This window comes from Erwinia sp. TECH1 (assembly GCF_054057575.1).
Map to the genome: position 1 here is coordinate 2,666,655 of NZ_JBSRZK010000001.1, position 14,112 is coordinate 2,680,766.

Annotated in this window: 14 protein-coding genes, 2 tRNA genes and 2 other RNA genes; 9 read left to right on the forward strand and 9 right to left on the reverse strand. The window is 55.4% G+C overall.

Annotation, left to right across the window (positions count from 1 at the left end; all coding sequences use genetic code 11):
• Positions 1-8: 8 nt before the first annotated feature.
• From ACVWZ0_RS12415 to rssA, 4 genes are all read right to left on the reverse strand, one after another.
• Positions 9-1,349: a UDP-glucose dehydrogenase family protein gene (locus ACVWZ0_RS12415; protein ID WP_253453776.1), complete on the reverse strand. Its 1,341-nt coding sequence runs from the start codon at positions 1,347-1,349 to the stop codon at positions 9-11.
• A gap of 27 nt (positions 1,350-1,376) precedes the next feature.
• Complete coding sequence (galU, locus tag ACVWZ0_RS12420) at positions 1,377-2,285, reverse strand: UTP--glucose-1-phosphate uridylyltransferase GalU (protein WP_125287750.1); 909 nt, start codon at positions 2,283-2,285, stop codon at positions 1,377-1,379.
• Between the two features lie 194 nt (positions 2,286-2,479).
• Complete coding sequence (gene rssB / locus ACVWZ0_RS12425) at positions 2,480-3,493, reverse strand: two-component system response regulator RssB (protein WP_253453774.1); 1,014 nt, start codon at positions 3,491-3,493, stop codon at positions 2,480-2,482.
• A gap of 79 nt (positions 3,494-3,572) precedes the next feature.
• Positions 3,573-4,490, reverse strand: coding sequence for a patatin-like phospholipase RssA (gene rssA / locus ACVWZ0_RS12430; RefSeq protein ID WP_253453773.1), 918 nt, complete (start codon positions 4,488-4,490; stop codon positions 3,573-3,575).
• Between the two features lie 104 nt (positions 4,491-4,594).
• On the opposite strand from rssA, the gene ACVWZ0_RS12435 reads away from it, so the two are divergent.
• The 6 genes from ACVWZ0_RS12435 to ACVWZ0_RS12460 all read left to right on the forward strand — a co-directional run bounded on the left by ACVWZ0_RS12435 (position 4,595) and on the right by ACVWZ0_RS12460 (position 6,746).
• Entirely contained in the window at positions 4,595-5,053 is a 459-nt protein-coding gene (locus ACVWZ0_RS12435; protein ID WP_253453771.1) for a YchJ family protein, read from the forward strand.
• A gap of 48 nt (positions 5,054-5,101) precedes the next feature.
• Positions 5,102-5,950, forward strand: coding sequence for a formyltetrahydrofolate deformylase (gene purU, locus ACVWZ0_RS12440; RefSeq protein WP_125287754.1), 849 nt, complete (start codon positions 5,102-5,104; stop codon positions 5,948-5,950).
• Between the two features lie 146 nt (positions 5,951-6,096).
• Positions 6,097-6,181 (forward strand) — tRNA-Tyr (locus ACVWZ0_RS12445).
• Positions 6,182-6,389: 208 nt separating this feature from the next.
• Positions 6,390-6,474 (forward strand) — tRNA-Tyr (locus ACVWZ0_RS12450).
• 40 nt (positions 6,475-6,514) lie between these two features.
• A non-coding RNA gene (locus ACVWZ0_RS12455) (RtT sRNA) lies at positions 6,515-6,610 on the forward strand.
• A 40-nt stretch (positions 6,611-6,650) separates the two neighbouring features.
• Positions 6,651-6,746, forward strand: a non-coding RNA gene (locus ACVWZ0_RS12460) — RtT sRNA.
• 410 nt (positions 6,747-7,156) lie between these two features.
• On the opposite strand, the gene ACVWZ0_RS12465 is transcribed toward ACVWZ0_RS12460, so the two are convergent.
• Together ACVWZ0_RS12465 and ACVWZ0_RS12470 are read right to left on the reverse strand one after the other, a co-directional pair.
• On the reverse strand, positions 7,157-7,462 hold the full coding sequence (locus ACVWZ0_RS12465) for a type II toxin-antitoxin system RelE/ParE family toxin (RefSeq protein WP_253453769.1): 306 nt from the start codon (positions 7,460-7,462) through the stop codon (positions 7,157-7,159).
• The gene (locus ACVWZ0_RS12470; protein WP_253453767.1) at positions 7,462-7,716 is read right to left on the reverse strand and encodes a type II toxin-antitoxin system Phd/YefM family antitoxin; all 255 of its coding nucleotides are present in this window, start codon (positions 7,714-7,716) and stop codon (positions 7,462-7,464) included. The genes ACVWZ0_RS12465 and ACVWZ0_RS12470 overlap by 1 nt, the downstream gene beginning before the upstream one ends.
• A gap of 198 nt (positions 7,717-7,914) precedes the next feature.
• Between ACVWZ0_RS12470 and xthA the strand changes: the two genes are divergently transcribed.
• On the forward strand, positions 7,915-8,721 hold the full coding sequence (gene xthA / locus ACVWZ0_RS12475; protein ID WP_253453765.1) for an exodeoxyribonuclease III: 807 nt from the start codon (positions 7,915-7,917) through the stop codon (positions 8,719-8,721).
• Positions 8,721-9,119, forward strand: coding sequence for a pyrimidine (deoxy)nucleoside triphosphate diphosphatase (locus ACVWZ0_RS12480; protein ID WP_253453763.1), 399 nt, complete (start codon positions 8,721-8,723; stop codon positions 9,117-9,119). Before xthA ends, ACVWZ0_RS12480 begins: the two co-directional genes overlap by 1 nt.
• Here the strand turns inward: ACVWZ0_RS12480 and ACVWZ0_RS12485 are convergent.
• From ACVWZ0_RS12485 to ACVWZ0_RS12495, 3 genes are all read right to left on the reverse strand, one after another.
• On the reverse strand, positions 9,112-9,375 hold the full coding sequence (locus ACVWZ0_RS12485; RefSeq protein ID WP_369894824.1) for a YnjH family protein: 264 nt from the start codon (positions 9,373-9,375) through the stop codon (positions 9,112-9,114). The two genes, ACVWZ0_RS12480 and ACVWZ0_RS12485, sit on opposite strands and share 8 nt — an antisense overlap.
• 66 nt (positions 9,376-9,441) lie before the next feature.
• The gene (locus tag ACVWZ0_RS12490) at positions 9,442-11,358 is read right to left on the reverse strand and encodes a DNA topoisomerase III (protein WP_253453760.1); all 1,917 of its coding nucleotides are present in this window, start codon (positions 11,356-11,358) and stop codon (positions 9,442-9,444) included.
• A 148-nt stretch (positions 11,359-11,506) separates the two neighbouring features.
• Entirely contained in the window at positions 11,507-12,058 is a 552-nt protein-coding gene (locus ACVWZ0_RS12495; protein WP_253453757.1) for an NAD(P)H nitroreductase, read from the reverse strand.
• A gap of 181 nt (positions 12,059-12,239) precedes the next feature.
• Here ACVWZ0_RS12495 and sppA point away from each other — a divergent pair, with 181 nt between their 5' ends.
• On the forward strand, positions 12,240-14,096 hold the full coding sequence (sppA, locus tag ACVWZ0_RS12500; protein ID WP_253453755.1) for a signal peptide peptidase SppA: 1,857 nt from the start codon (positions 12,240-12,242) through the stop codon (positions 14,094-14,096).
• Positions 14,097-14,112 lie beyond the last annotated feature (16 nt).

Genomic DNA, 14,112 nt, shown 5'->3' on the forward strand with positions numbered 1-14,112 from the left:
CTCGTTAATTATGCAATTTGGATAGAAGCTCCGCGGCCGATTGCATAATAAACGAAACCGCGTTTGCTGACTCTTTCTGGATCATACAGGTTACGACCATCAAAAATCACGGGTTCTTTCAGCGCATTTTTAATGACATCAAAATCCGGCGCGCGGAAGTTTTGCCATTCGGTGCAGATAACCAGGCCATCTGCGCCCTGCAATGCCGCTTCTTTGGTGCCCATCAGCTTAAGATCGCTGCGGTGACCATAGATGCGCTGCGCTTCGTCCATCGCTTCCGGATCGAAAGCCTGAACGGAAGCCCCGGCCTGCCACAGTGCTTCCATCAGCACGCGGCTTGACGCTTCACGCATATCGTCGGTGTTTGGCTTAAAGGAGAGTCCCCACAGCGCAAAGGTTTTGCCCTGAAGGTTGTCGCCAAAGTGACGCTTGATAAAGTCCGGCAGCTTGTGCTTCTGCGAGTCGTTAACGTCTTCCACAGCCTGCAGCAGACGCGGCTTATAGCCAATCTGCTCGGCGGTGCGGATCAGCGCCTGCACGTCTTTCGGGAAGCAGGAGCCGCCGTAGCCGCAGCCAGGGTAAATAAAGGAGTAGCCGATACGGGAATCGGAACCAATACCCTGACGCACTTTCTCGACGTCCGCACCCAGGCGTTCAGCCAGGTTGGAGATCTCGTTCATAAAGCTGATTTTTGTTGCCAGCATGCAGTTAGCCGCATACTTGGTCAGCTCGGCGCTGCGGATATCCATCAGGATCATGCGATCGTGATTGCGGTTGAATGGCTCATACAGCTCGCGCAGCAGGTCTACTACCGCTTCGTTGTCGGTACCTACCACAATACGCTCAGGACGCATACAGTCGTTGACCGCCGCACCTTCCTTCAGGAATTCCGGGTTAGATACCACATCGAAAGCGATCTCTTTGCCACGCGCCTTCAGCGTTTCTTCCATCACGCCGCGCACGCGGTCAGCCGTTCCTACCGGTACGGTTGACTTGTCGATAACCACTTTATGATCGTTCATATGTTGGGCAATCGTACGCGCTACCGCGGTGACATATTTCAGATCCGCAGAGCCATCCTCATCCGGAGGCGTGCCCACAGCGATAAACTGCATAATGCCGTGGTTAACACCCTCTTCCGCATTGGTGGAGAACTTAAGGCGACCGGCCTCATAGTTCTGCATCACCAGCGGCGTCAGGCCTGGTTCAAAAATTGGAATGATCCCTTTCTTCAGATTCTCGACTTTGTTTGCGTCGACATCGATACAAAGAACGTCATGTCCGACTTCGGCCAAAACCGCAGCCTGAACCAGACCCACATAGCCGATACCAAATACGGTGACTTTCATTGAATTGTCCCGGTTAAAAAATTAATCTTATTTCTCGTTGCCAACGGTGCTTTCAAGCCATGCTTTGAAATCTGCACCCAGCGTATTATGACGCACGCCGTATTCGACGAATGCCTGCATGTAGCCCAGTTTGTTACCGCAGTCGTGGCTGATGCCTTTCAGGTGGTAAGCTTCAACGGTTTCTTTGTCCATCAGCATAGCGATAGAGTCAGTCAGCTGGATTTCATCACCTGCGCCCGGAGGCGTTTTCGCCAGCAGAGGCCAGATATCCGCAGACAGCACGTAACGACCCACAACCGCCAGGTTAGATGGCGCTTTATCTGCTTTAGGCTTCTCTACCACACCGACCATCGGCGCGCTTTCGCCCGCTTTCAGCTCTGCGCCCTGGCAGTCAACCACGCCGTATGCGGTCACGTCTTCTACAGGCTCTACCATGATCTGGCTGTGGCCGGTTTCATCGAAGCGACGCATCATGTCGGCCAGGTTGTCCTGAGCCAGGTTAGATTCGTACTCGTCGATGATAACGTCAGGCAGGATAACCGCTACCGGCTCGTTACCGACAACCGGATAAGCGCACATTACCGCGTGGCCCAGGCCTTTCGCCAGACCCTGACGTACCTGCATGATGGTCACGTGAGGCGGGCAGATAGACTGGATTTCTTCCAGCAGCTGACGCTTAACGCGTTTTTCCAGCATCGCTTCCAGCTCAAAGCTGGTATCAAAATGGTTTTCGATAGAGTTTTTAGATGAGTGCGTTACCAGCACGATCTCGGTGATACCAGCAGCGATACACTCGTTAACGACATACTGAATTAACGGCTTATCAACCAGCGGCAGCATCTCTTTAGGAATTGCTTTGGTGGCAGGTAACATACGGGTTCCCAGACCAGCAACAGGGATAACCGCTTTTTTTACTTTGGACTTATAGGCAGACATCTAAGTACCTCTCTTTAGGCCGTTCAAGTTATTACTTGATATGTCGAGTTAAAAAACGAAGTGAGTATATCAGCTGAACCCGGATGGATTTATCCTGGTTCATTCATTTCCACGCAATTTAAGACTATTACCTAAGTGTAAAGCTTATCGCTGGTCCTGTCCCTGGCACGCAGCGATAAAAAGGAAAGGGACGTTTAATCGGTGGACAACATCAGGCGCAGCCTGCCGCCGGCGCCCCACACCTGACACTGCCAGGCATCGCAGCGCTGGCTGATTTGATTAAGATGCGTACTGCCCAGCGTGCCAAGCGGAACGCCATTACTCAGCTGTATTTGATGAGAATGAATATTCAGAGTGGCGTTTAAACCAGCAGAAACCAGGATAAGGTTTTTTAATCCCTGGTGATAATAGCCGACCAGCAATGGAAATTGCCCCTGAAGGTTGGCCTGGCGTAAAAGTAAATTAACCTGTTTCAGCAAACTATTTAGCTCGGGCAGACGTTGCGCCTGACCCGAAAGCTGATCCTGAAGCAGGCCGTTAAATAATGCCCTTAATAATAACGCGGCCAACACGCCGTTATCGCCCGCGCGCGTAACGTCCAGACAATAAAAAGCCAGGTCTTTATCAGAAAGCGCCGCGACGTCGAGCACCAGGCCCGGCTGTTCCGCCATCGTCAGCTGACGATAGTTAATGCGGCAGTTAGCGATTTCCTGCTGTACCGGCGGCTGCAGCTGCTTTAACAACTTTGCCGCCGCCTGGGGATCGCGCACCAGGGCGTCCCAGTCCTGAAAGAGCTGCTCGTCCTCCTCGACTTTGGAAGTGAACATAGAAGGATAGAGGCATTCGTAAACCGCCTCGCGCAGCCTTTCCAGATCTTTTAACGGCTTCAACAGCACATCCTGCACGCCAAGACGCAGTACGTGTGCGATATCAGACATGTTTTCAGTGGCGGAAATCACCAGGATCGGCACGGGGTTGCCCCGGGTGCGCAGATGTTCAACCAGCTTGATACCGTTCATGCGCGGCATAGCCAGGTCGCATATCATCAGGTCAAAGACCTGGTGCTGCATACTTTCCAGAGCCTGAACGCCATCATCGGCAAGCGAGGTAACGGCGCCCAGCGCGCTCAGAAAATTATCCAGCAGAGAACGGAAAACCACTTCGTCTTCAACTATCAGGATCTGTTTTCCGCTTAATGGCTTCTCCATTGTCCCCCCTTGTGCGCCAGATAAGTCAATAGTGGCTCAAAAACCACAATTGCGCCTCTCAGATTTGCCCGAAGTCTGTTCATTTCTCTTCCGGCATTGCGTACTGACGGACCAGCGGAAGCAATTCATCCATCTTTTTCTCTACGGCAAGCCTGCCTGCCTCAATGGCCTCTTCCGCCCGATGAAAATCCAGGGTGGAAATCTGCGGGCAGAAAGGCTGTATCAGCACATCCGGCGGATCGCCGGCCATCCGGTTGCGCTTGACTCTGTTTTCGAGCACCTGAATCGAGGTAGTCATAATTTCCATCGCTCCCGGCGTTTGATTAACTTTTTTCTGGGCTATCTCGCTCAGTTTTTGTCGCAGCTTGCCGCGCCAGCCATCGGCAGCAGCGGGCAGCTTCACGGTTTGTGGCGTAACGGAGAGTAAGTTTTGCTGCATCAGATGCGCGTCGTGCTGTAAATCGACGGCGATAACGATATCGGCGCCCAGCGCACGGGTTAAAGAAATGGGCACGGGATTGACGACGGCACCGTCCACCAGCCAGTAGCCGTTCCAGGCGACCGGCGAAAGCAGACCCGGCATACTGCATGAGGCGCGAATGGCCTGATGAAGATCCCCTTCCGTCAGCCAGAGTTCGCGTCCGGTACTGAGATTGGTGGTGACGGCGCCAAACGGCAGGCTGCAAGCCTCAATATGCGTATGCGGCAGCAGGCGACGTACATGGCTGAACACGCGCTCGCCGCGCAGCAGGCCGCCACGCTGCCAGGAGAAGTCCATCAGGCGCAGCACTTCCCAATAGCTGAAACCCTGCACCCAACCGGCGAGAAGAGGAAGACGTTGACTGGCATAAGCGGCGCCGACAAGCGCTCCCACGGAGCAACCTGCCACCACATCAATCCTGATGCCGGCTCGTTCCAGCGCCTCAATCACGCCGATATGAGCCCACCCTTTGGCTGCACCCGATCCCAGTGCCAGCCCAATCTTAACCTGTCTCATTCCACCTCTGGTGTTTGCTTAACGAACCAATGGCGCCACTCACACAGCTCGGTTACCATGACGCCCAAAACTCACTCTGCTTTTTATTATCCTCTGGAGACAACGTGTCTGAATCCTGCCCATGCTGTAGCGGATTGGAGTATAGCTTATGTTGCCAGCCCTGGCTCAATGGTGACGGCATTCCCCCTACGCCGCAAGCATTGATGCGCTCGCGCTATACCGCTTACGCCAAAGGCGATGCCGATTACCTGATTGCCACCTGGCATCCTGACTGCGATGCCGCGCGCTTCCGCGAGAGCCTGGAAGAGAGCTTTGCCGTGACCAGATGGCTTAGTTTACATATAGTTGAGGCACAAGCACCAGGGGATAATGCAGAAGGCTACGTCACCTTCTTCGCCCGTTTCTCTGAAAATCAGCGCAACAGCTTTATTCATGAGCGTTCGCGCTTTCTTCGTCTGGCGCAACGCTGGTATTATGTTGACGGAACCTTCCCCGAAACAGGGCGAAACGACCGATGCCCGTGCGGCTCCGGAAAAAAATTTAAAAAATGTTGTGGCCAGTAATGGTCCCCCGCATTCCCTCAGAATTGCTTTGACAGGATTACCATCGCAATGCAAGCGCAAACACTACAACGAAAAGTTTTACGAACCATTTGCCCTGATGCCAAAGGCCTGATCGCCAAAATTACCAGCATTTGTTACCAGCACGAGCTGAACATCGTGCAGAACAATGAGTTTGTTGATCATCGCACCGGCCGCTTTTTTATGCGCACCGAGCTGGAAGGCGTTTTTAACGATGCCACACTGCTGGCCGAGCTGGACAACGCCCTGCCTGCCGGATCGTTCAGAGAGCTGAACGCTGCGGGCCGTCGCCGCGTGGTGATCCTGGTGACGAAAGAAGCGCATTGCCTGGGCGATCTGTTAATGAAGAGCACCTATGGCGGTCTGGATGTTGAAATCGCGGCGGTTATCGGCAACCACGAAACGCTGCGGACGCTGGTCGAACGCTTTGATATTCCGTTTATTCTGGTGAGCCATGAAGGCCTGACGCGGGAAGATCACGACAATAACATGGCGGCGGAGATTGACCGTTTCCAGCCTGATTATGTGGTGCTGGCCAAGTATATGCGCGTGCTGACGCCTGCTTTTGTGCAGCGCTATCCTAATCAGATTATCAATATCCACCACTCGTTCCTGCCTGCCTTTATCGGCGCGCGGCCTTATCACCAGGCCTACGAGCGTGGTGTGAAGATTATCGGGGCTACCGCGCACTACGTTAATGACAATCTGGACGAAGGCCCGATTATCATGCAGGACGTCATCCATGTGGATCACACCTACACGGCGGAAGATATGATGCGTGCGGGACGTGACGTAGAGAAAAATGTGCTGAGCCGCGCGCTTTATCAAGTGCTGGCGCAGCGCGTATTTGTCTACGGCAATCGCACTATCATTCTGTAAAGGTTAAAGACTGCTGTTTTGTCGGACAAAGCAGCAGTCAGAATAAAAAAGCGGCAAACGCGTTATAATCGCTGAATCCGGGCTTTACAGCGGGCCAGCATTTGATATGATGCGCCCCGCTTCAGCAAGCAGGAAGCAAGGCCAGTGGTGGGGTTCCCGAGCGGCCAAAGGGAGCAGACTGTAAATCTGCCGTCATCGACTTCGAAGGTTCGAATCCTTCCCCCACCACCATTTCCAACTTATGTTGGTCCGGCGTTTAAGCACGCTCTGTCATATTCCCCATGGGGAAGGATGAGAAGCTTCGACCTCGAAGGTTTGACCCGAAGGGCACGGAACGCAGTGACGTGAATCCTTCCTGCACAGCAGCACAAGTTAGTTTGCACCATTTCCAACTTATGTTGGTTCGGCGTTTAAAGCCAACAAGTAGTACGCTTCCCCTGGTGGGGTTCCCGAGCGGCCAAAGGGAGCAGACTGTAAATCTGCCGTCATCGACTTCGAAGGTTCGAATCCTTCCCCCACCACCATTTCAGACCTCTTCGGATCCCAATGTTTAAGCACAATCTTCCAGATCCCCCACGGGGAAGGATGAGAAGCTTCGACCTCGAAGGTTTGACCCGCAGGGCACGGAACGCAGTGACGTGAATCCTTCCCCCACCACCATTTCAGACCTCTTCGGATCCCAATGTTTAAGCACAATCTTCCAGATCCCCCACGGGGAAGGATGAGAAGCTTCGACCTCGAAGGTTTGACCCGCAGGGCACGGAACGCAGTGACGTGAATCCTTCCCCCACCACCATTTCAGACCTCTTCGGATTCCAATGTTTAAGCACAATCTTCCAGATCCCCCACGGGGAAGGATGAGAAGCTTCGACCTCGAAGGTTTGACCCGCAGGGCACGGAACGCAGTGACGTGAATCCTTCCCGCACGATGCCAACCTCAGCACCACCATTTCAGACCTCTTTGAATCCCAATGTTTAAGCACATTCTTCCAGATCCCCCACGGGGAAGGATGAGAAGCTTCGACCTCGAAGGTTTGACCCGAAGGGCACGGAACGCAGTGACGTGAATCCTTCCCGCACGATGCCATCCTCAGCACCACCATTTCAGACCTCTTTGAATCCCAATGTTTAAGCACAATCTTCCAGATCCCCCACGGGGAAGGATGAGAAGCTTCGGCCTAATCCTGTAAAGATGTATCAATAAAGTCACGGCGCGCGTTTTTTAAATGCCTTTGGCAAGCGGGATTGATGAAGAATGCCGACCACGGTCACCCCTTCAGGGTTCGGCACGAAAAAGATATAGTGTCTCTCATAAGGCCAGCTACGCACTCCCGGCCAGGTATTATCACTGGCGTCTTCGCCAATGCCGGGATTATCCGCAAGCCTTTGTATAGCAAGACGCATCCCTGTCAAATACGCCTTTGCAGTTTCACGGTTCCAGGTCTCCATTGAATAAGCTTTAATCTCTTCCACGTCCTGCTTTGCATCATCCGTAAGCGTATACTTTCCCATTACAAATCCTTCATGAGCTCATCAAATACGGCTTCGCCATCCTGAACCTGGCCGGCTTCCATCTGCGCAATCGAATGGGCCAACCTTGTGCGTAAGGCTTCCAGTTTCAGCTGTTCGATGACCTCATAATCTGCGGCAGAAACCACAACAACGGCAGGACGACCATTACGGGTTATGCTGACTGGCTCACGCTGGGCTTTGGTCATCAAATCACCAAACTGCGTTTTAGCCTGATTGGCGGTAAAACTTAACATAGAGGTTCCTCATGGGATAAATGGTGCGGATCGAACGATTCGTGTGAAGATAGAATAACCGAAAGCACGACGCCATGCTTTTTTATGACAAGCTCTGCAATAAGCCGGTCTGTCAATAGAGTAAAAGCGCGTTAATGACAGCCCGCGCCCGATTCTGCTACCATCCGCACATCTTTTTTCCCGCCACCGGGTGCAGTTATGAAATTCGTCTCTTTTAATATCAACGGGCTGCGCGCCCGCCCTCATCAGCTTGCCGCGCTCGTCGAGCAGCACCAGCCGGACGTCATCGGGCTACAGGAAACCAAAGTCCACGATGACATGTTTCCGCTCGAAGAAGTCGCCAGCCTGGGCTACAACGTGTTTTACCACGGACAGAAAGGCCACTACGGCGTCGCGCTGCTGACTAAAAGCGAGCCGGTAGCGGTACGTCGCGGTTTTCCCGGTGACGATGAGGATGCGCAGCGCCGCCTGATTATGGCGGATATCGCCAGCCCAATCGGCAATATTACCGTGATCAACGGCTACTTCCCTCAGGGCGAGAGCCGCGATCATGCGACAAAATTCCCGGCAAAAGAGAAGTTTTACCGCGATCTGCAAAGCTATCTGGAGCAGGAGCACCAGCCCGGTAATCCTGTACTGATTATGGGCGATATGAATATCAGCACGACCGATCTGGATATTGGTATCGGCGAAGAGAGCCGCAAGCGCTGGCTGCGCACCGGCAAATGTTCCTTCCTGCCGGAAGAGCGGGAATGGATGGATCGCCTGCTGAACTGGGGCCTGGTCGATACCTGGCGCGCGCAGAATTCTGACATCAACGATCGCTTCTCGTGGTTCGATTACCGTTCTAAGGGCTTCGATGACAACCGGGGCCTGCGTATCGATCTGCTGCTGGCAAGCCAGCCGCTGGCCGAGCGCTGCGTAGCAACCGGCATTGATTACGATATCCGCAGCATGGAAAAGCCTTCCGACCACGCGCCCGTCTGGGCCGAATTCCGCTTCTGATGGCAGCTGAACGGCTTGACGTAGTGGCCGCGCTGATTGTACGTCAGGGGAAAATTTTGCTGGCGCAGCGCGGCCCGCATGGCGATCAGGCCGGCCTGTGGGAGTTTCCGGGCGGCAAAGTGGAGGCAGGCGAAAGCCAGCCTCAGGCGCTGCAAAGGGAACTGAAAGAGGAGCTGGGCATTGAGGCCGCTATCGGTGGCTATATCGCCAGCGAAAGCCGGGAAGTCAGCGGGCGGCAGATCCATCTGCACGCCTGGCTGGTAGAAGCCTTTACCGGTGAACCCGGGCTTAACTGTCATCAGGCGCTCGCCTGGTGTTTGCCGCAGGAAGCAATGCGTTACGAGCTGGCGCCAGCGGATATTCCCTTGCTGGCCGCCTGGCTCGCACAGATTACTTAATGGTCTGCCAAATCAGATTATTGGTGCCGTAAGATTTTTCATCGCGGCTGCACTGCAACAGCACGCCTTCCATCTTCACTACCGAGCCTTCCGTATAGCTGCGATTTTGATAGGTACAGCAGCGCAGGCACGGCGGCTGATTGTTCTGCCCCTGCGTCCACGCTTCCGGCGGCATATCCACCATCACATCGGCATTGACGCCGCCGCCCTGCGGCGGTTCCTGCTCATAATCGCCGTGGCCGGTGCTGAGATGCATGCCGCCTGCCGCATACAGCGGAGCACAAAACAGCAGCGCGACCGTGACTAAAATGCTTTTCATCGCTTAATTCCCCTTCGCTTTCGCCGCCTTACGCTGCGGCTTTTTACGGTTACCCGCCGGTGATGGAAGGCCACGGAACGCGTGCGCAGCGGGCTGCTGTCGCGCCTGATCGATCAGAGTATAGAGCGTCCCCACCAGCGGCTGCATAAAGTCCTGGTAGCGACACTGCTTCTCACTGATTTTGGTCAGCGTGGATTCCCACTGGGCGGTCATATCCGGACGCGCCGCCATTTCCGGCAGCGAGTGGATCAGCGCGCGCCCGGCGGGAGTCGCATTGATGTAACGCCCTTTCTTAATCAGGAAAGCGCGTTTAAACAGCAGTTCGATAATCCCGGCGCGCGTCGCCTCTGTTCCTAAACCATCGGTCGCACGCAGCACTTTCTTTAGATCTTTATCCTGAACAAATCGCGCAATGCCGGTCATGGCCGATAACAGCGTGGCATCGGTAAAGGCACGAGGCGGCTGAGTCTGCTTGCTGACCACCTCTCCGCTTTCGCACAATAGCTCATCGCCTTTCGCCACTACGGGCAGCGGCGTGCCGTCGTTTTCCTCGTCCCGCTCTTTGCTGCCCAGCAGCGCGCGCCAGCCCGCTTCGGCAAGAAAGCGCGCTTTAGCGATAAATTTCCCGCCCGCGATGTCCAGCTCGATCACGCATTTACGGTAAATGGCATCGGGACAGAACTGCATCAGATACTGCGTGGCGATCAGGCGATAAATATTCGCTTCGTTTTCCGTCAGCCTCACCTGCCCGCTGCGCGCCGTAGGAATAATAGCGTGGTGCGCATCCACCTTCTTATCATCCCAGCAGCGGTTGCGGCGATCGCTGTCAAAATCGGCTGGCGGCGTGAGTTCTGGCTGATGCGCATTGATGGCGTTGAGCACAGCATGCCTGCCGGCAAAATGCTCATCGGGCAGATAGCGGCTGTCCGAACGCGGATAGGTGATGAGCTTATGCGTTTCATAAAGTTTCTGACAGGTATCCAGCACCGTTTGCGCGCTCAGGCCAAAGCGCCTGGCCGCTTCTATCTGTAAAGAAGAAAGCGAGAAAGGCAGCGGCGCGGTGTCGTTCTCGCGCTTGTCGTTATAGCTGGTCACGTGCGCTGGCTGGCCGCCGATACGCGCGACTACGTGCTCGGCGAGCTGGCGATTAAGCAACCGTCCTTCTTCATCCTGATGCGGCTCGCAGGCTTCGCTCGGCTGCCAGGTAGCGACAAAGCGCTCATCCTTCGGCGTGACGATATGCGCCTTTACCTCAAAGAAATCTTTCGGCACGAAATTCTCGATCTCTTCATCGCGCCGTACCACCAGCCCAAGCACCGGCGTCTGCACGCGCCCGACCGACAGCACGCCATCGTAACCGGCATTACGGCCCAGCAGCGTATAGGCGCGGGTCATATTGATGCCGTAAAGCCAGTCCGCCCGCGCCCGCGCCAGCGCCGATACGCACAGAGGGATAAATTCGCGGTTCTCCCGCAGACGATCTATCGCCCTTGAAACAGCCTGTGGGTTCAGATCGTTGATCAGGCAGCGCTGTACCCGCTCGCGCTTCTGCGGCGGCAGCGCCAGATAGTCCAGTACTTCGTCCACCAGCAGCTGCCCTTCTCTGTCCGGGTCGCCCGCGTGTACCACGTCGCTGGCTTTCTCCAACAGCGTTTTAATGACGTTAAGCTGCTTTGCTACGGAAGGACGCGGCTGGAGGCGCCATTTTTCCGGCACGATAGGCAGGTCGGCCAGCGACCAGCGCGCATAGCGGCTATCGTAGCTGTCGGGCTGCGCCTGCTCCAGCAGGTGACCGACGCACCAGGTCACTACATCATCGCTGCCGCAGGCGATATAGCCGTCGCCCCGACGATGCGGCTTGGGTAGAACGTCCGCAATCGCGCGAGCGAGGCTGGGTTTTTCGGCAATAAACAAACGCATCCGGCGATGGCTTCCTTCAGGGGATAACAGTGGGTAGATGGTAGCGTTTTCAACAGACGGTGATAAGCGTTTCACCGTCCGTTCGCTTATTATCCCGGCAAAATGACGGTCAGGCGACTATTCTGCCTTTTTTGAAGGTGACAATCTGTCAGAAATAGCTGACAAAAGGCGTTGTATCGGGCGGAACAAGCGTGGTGGAGGATTTCAACTGCGGCGTGCCTAAATAAAGAAAGCCGACGATGGCGTCCTGCTCGCGGCAGTTAAACGCCTCGCGCACGGCCTGATGCTCGGTCCAGGCGCCGCTGCGCCAGATGCCGTTAAAACCTTGCGCCACGGCCGCCATCTGCATCACCATCACCGCGCAGCCGGCGGACACCACCTGTTCCCAACGCGGCACCTTATGGTGCTCTTCACAATGGGCCACCACGGTGATAATCATCGGCGCGCGAAACGGCGACTGCTTAGCCTTCTCAATCGCTTTCGGCTCCATATTGTCGTCACGCGCGGCTTTTTCCAGCAGCTGGCTGAAGCGGTCGCGTCCTTCGTTCTCTACAACAATAAAACGCCACGGTTGCAGCGTGCCGTGATCGGGCGCGCGCATCCCGGCGCGGATGATATTTTCCAGCGCTTCTCCGGCGGGCGCAGGTTCGCTTAAACGTGAGGCGGAACGACGGTTGACTACCAGATCCAGTGCGTCCATAACTTACTCCTGATAAGAATGCTGAGCAGCTGAAGCTAGCACAGGATGATGATTTGTTACAGCATTCCGCTTTTTCCTGCTGACAAGTTTGCCCCTGCTCTTTAGGATGTCACCATCCCGACCCGGCACGGGCTGGTTTCCGTCGATTTTCCGGGTTTATTATCGCGATTATGGAGAGACTATGCGCACTTTGTGGCGAGCGATCGCTGGCGTTTTTAAATGGGCCTGGCGCCTGCTGAATTTTATTCGGGAATTTATTCTTAATCTTTTCCTGGTGCTGCTGATTTTGATCTGCGCCGTGGTCTATTTTCAGTTCACCAAATCTTCCGCGCCTGTGGAAACGCAGAAAGGCGCGCTGGTGGTCGACCTTGCCGGTGTGATTGTCGACAAGCCTTCGGTCAGCAATAAGCTCAGCAAGATTGGCCGCCAGCTGCTTGGCACCAGCAGCGATCGGCTGAAAGAGAATTCGCTGTTTGACGTCGTGGATGCGATTCGCCAGGCGAAAAGCGATGCCAATATTACCGGCATGGTGCTCGATCTGCGCGATTTCGCCGGGGCCGATCAGCCCTCGCTGAGCTATATGGGCAAAGCGCTGCGCGAATTCCGCGACAGCGGCAAACAGATTTACGCCACGGGCGACAGCTACAGCCAGGCGCAATACTACCTCGCCAGCTTCGCCAATAAGATCTATCTGTCGCCGCAGGGCACGGTCGATTTACACGGTTTCGCCACCAACGGGCTTTACTACAAAACGCTGCTGGACAAGCTGAAGGTCAGCTCGCATGTTTTCCGCGTCGGCACCTATAAGTCGGCGGTAGAGCCTTTCCTGCGCGATGATATGTCGCCTGCCGCGCGTGATGCGGACAGCCGCTGGATTGGCGAGCTGTGGCAAAACTATCTTAATACTGTCGCTGCCAATCGCCAGGTAACGCCGCAGCAGCTGTTCCCGGGCGCACAGGGCGTGCTTGATGGCCTGCAGAAAGTAGGCGGCGATACCGCGCGCTATGCAAAAGATAACAAACTGGTGGATGAACTGGCTTCTCGTTCAGTCGTGGATGCGCAGCTGGGCAAAGTTTTCGGCTGGGACAAGCAGGCGCAGGACTTTAACGGCACCAGCATCTACGATTACCCGCTGAAGGACAAACCGGTGGCCAACGGCAATATTGCCGTCATCATGGCTAACGGCGCGATCATGGACGGCGAGGAAACGCCGGGCAACGTCGGCGGCGATACCACCGCGCTGGCTATTCGCAAGGCGCGCCTGGATGACAAGGTCAAGGCGATTATTCTGCGCGTCAACAGCCCTGGCGGCAGCGTCAGCGCGTCTGAAACCATTCGTGAGGAGCTGGCGGCGGCCAAAGCGGCAGGCAAGCCGGTGGTGGTGTCGATGGGCGGTATGGCGGCTTCCGGCGGCTACTGGATCTCTACGCCGGCGAATTACATTATTGCCAGCCCGAGCACGCTGACCGGCTCTATCGGTATCTTCGGGGTGATCAATACGGTTGAAAATTCGCTGGATGCGATTGGCGTCCATACCGACGGCGTGGCGACTTCGCCGCTGGCGGACGTGACGACGACCAAAGCGCTGCCGCCGGAAGTGCAGCAGCTGATGCAGCTGAGCATTGAAAACGGCTATAAAAACTTCCTGGGTCTGGTAGCCAGCTCGCGGGGCAAAACGCCGGAGCAGATCGATCAAATCGCTCAGGGCCACGTCTGGACAGGCAGCGACGCCAAAAGCAATGGCCTGGTCGACGCGCTGGGCGACTTCGACGACGCGGTGGCGAAGGCGGCGGAGCTGGCGCATCTCAAGCAATACCAGCTGAACTGGTATCAGGATGAGCCTGGCTTTATGGATCTGCTGTTCAGCCAGATGGACGCATCCGCACGTGCGGCGCTGCCCGAGGCGCTGCAAGCGTATCTGCCTGCGCCAATGTATGACGTAATGGCCGCGATGAAAAATCAGCCGGGCCTGCTCGACAACCTGAACGACCCGCAGAACCGCTATGCGTTCTGCCTGACCTGTAGCCAGGTCAAATAAGCCGAAAGCAGCCCGC